2 protein-coding genes are annotated in these 2,456 nt (G+C 61.2%); one reads left to right on the forward strand and one right to left on the reverse strand.

From position 1 onward, the window contains the following. The first annotated feature begins 44 nt into the window (after positions 1–44). On the forward strand, positions 45–1,772 hold the full coding sequence (gene poxB, locus AC1DT3_RS17970) for a ubiquinone-dependent pyruvate dehydrogenase (protein ID WP_477466595.1): 1,728 nt from the start codon (positions 45–47) through the stop codon (positions 1,770–1,772). 6 nt (positions 1,773–1,778) lie between these two features. Here poxB and AC1DT3_RS17975 read toward each other — a convergent pair. Then, on the reverse strand, positions 1,779–2,456 hold a 678-nt coding region (locus AC1DT3_RS17975), incomplete at its 5' end, for an amino acid ABC transporter ATP-binding protein (RefSeq protein WP_477466596.1).

Here is a 2,456-nt window from a genome sequence, read left to right on the forward strand (position 1 = left end):
GGACCATATCCCGTTGCCGAACTCGGTCGAGAGGGTGGCACGCGATGGCAAAGGGCACGATCGCAGACATGTTCGCGTCGACCCTGGCAGATGCAGGGGTCAAGCGGATCTGGGGCGTCACGGGCGATAGCCTGAACGGTCTCAACGACAGCCTGCAGCGCCTCGGCAGCATCGCCTGGATGCATGTGCGCCATGAGGAAGTTGCAGCGTTCGCCGCCGGCAGCGAGGCTGCGGTGACAGGACAGCTCGCTGTCTGCGCCGGGAGTTGCGGCCCGGGAAATCTTCACCTCATCAACGGATTGTTCGACTGCCATCGCAACCACGTCCCTGTTCTCGCCATCGCGGCCCACATTCCCTCGTCGGAGATCGGGCTCGGGTACTTTCAGGAGACCCATCCGCAGGAGCTTTTTCGCGAATGCAGCCACTATGTCGAGTTGGTGACCAATCCCGAGCAGTTCCCGCGGGTTCTCGAAAACGCAATACGCATAGCGGTCGAGAAGAAAGGCGTGTCCGTTATCGTTCTTCCCGGTGACGTCGCTTTGAAACCGGCCCCGGAGGGTGCATCAATCCGCTGGTGGACGTCCTCACCACCGAGCATTGTTCCCGCGCAGAGAGACCTCGACCGCGCAGCAGAACTTCTAGGCGGCTCAGAGGCAATCACGCTTCTCTGTGGAAGCGGTTGCGCCGGTGCTCACGACGACGTGATTGCTTTGGCCGACATGCTCGGGGCGCCGATCGTGCATGCCCTGCGCGGAAAGGAGCACGTCGAGTGGGAGAACCCGTTCGACGTCGGCATGACCGGGCTCATTGGGTTTTCGTCGGGTTATCACGCCATGCTGAACTGCGACACGCTGGTCATGCTCGGCACGGATTTTCCCTATCGCAATTTCTATCCGAGCGATGCGAAGATCGTTCAAATAGACACACGACCCGAAGCCCTTGGTCGCCGCACGCCTGTCGACATGGCACTGCTCGGCGATGTCAAAGCGACCATCTCGGCCTTGCTGCCTCGTCTGCGCCGAAAGGAAAAGCGTACTTTTCTCGAGCGAGCGAAGGAGCATTACGTCAGCGCCCGCGCCGGTCTCGACGATCTTGCGTCCCCCAAACGAGGCGACAAGCGCATTCACGCGCAACATCTCGCACGCTGCATCAGCGACTTGGCTGCTGAAGACGCGATATTTACGGCGGACGTCGGCACGCCGACCGTCTGGGCGGCGCGTTATCTCAAGATGAACGGCAGACGCCGACTCGTGGGCTCGTTCAATCATGGCTCCATGGCGAATGCCATGCCGCAGGCGATCGGAGCGCAGGCGGCGTTTCCTGATCGCCAAGTGATCTCGCTTTCAGGCGACGGCGGCTTCACGATGCTGGTGGGAGACGTCCTGTCGCTGGTACAACTCAAACTCCCGGTCAAGATCGTCGTCTTCAACAACGGATCTCTCGGATTCGTGGCGATGGAAATGAAGGCTGCCGGATATCTCGATACCGGAACGGATCTTGAAAACCCCAACTTCGCAGCGATGGCCGAAGCGATAGGAATACGGGGAATACGTGTCGAGGATCCCGATGATCTCGAACAGGCCGTCCGCGCAACGCTTGCCCATGACGGCCCAGCGCTACTGGACGTGGTGACCGCCAAGCAGGAGCTGGTCTTGCCGCCGAAGATCAAGCTCGAACAGGCGAAGGGATTCAGTCTGTATATGCTCAAAGCGGTCATGAACGGCCGCGGCGACGAGGTCATCGAGCTGGCGAAGACCAACCTGCGGCGCTGACGCGCCTCAAAGCATCTGCGATAGAAAGTCGCGAAAGCGGTCGGTTCTCGGGGTCTCGAACAGTTCTTCGGGAGGGCCGGCTTCGACGAGCCTCCCTTCGTCGAAGAAGGCGACTTGGTTGGCGACCTCCCGGGCGAACCGCAGCTCGTGCGTGACGACCATCATCGTCATGCCGGATGCGGCAAGGCGCTTCATGATGTCGAGAATTCCCTTGACCAGTTCCGGATCGAGCGCGGATGTAGCCTCGTCGAAAAGCATCACCTGCGGCTCCATCGCCAATGCCCGGGCGATCGCGACGCGCTGCTGCTGCCCCCCCGACAATTGAGTTGGCCGGCGATCCATCAAGGCGCGCAAACCAACGGCGTGAAGCTGCTCTTCCGCGATGCTCGCCGCTTCGTCGCGGGACAGCTTGCGAACGCGTGTGAGCGCGAGCGTAATGTTACGCAGGACCGTCATATGCGGAAAAAGGTTGAAGTTCTGGAAGACCATACCGACCCGGGCACGAATGGCATCGATGTCGACGCCGTCCGCGGTGATGTCCTCATCGCCGATCATGATGCGGCCGGCGCTCGGCTCTTCCAGTCGATTCACGCAGCGCAGCAAGGTCGACTTTCCCGATCCCGACGGCCCGATGATGCATGTCGTCGTGCCCGGCTCGACAGAAAGGGCAACGTCGCGCAGGAC

It is taken from the genome of Microvirga sp. P4_G7, assembly GCF_056401005.1.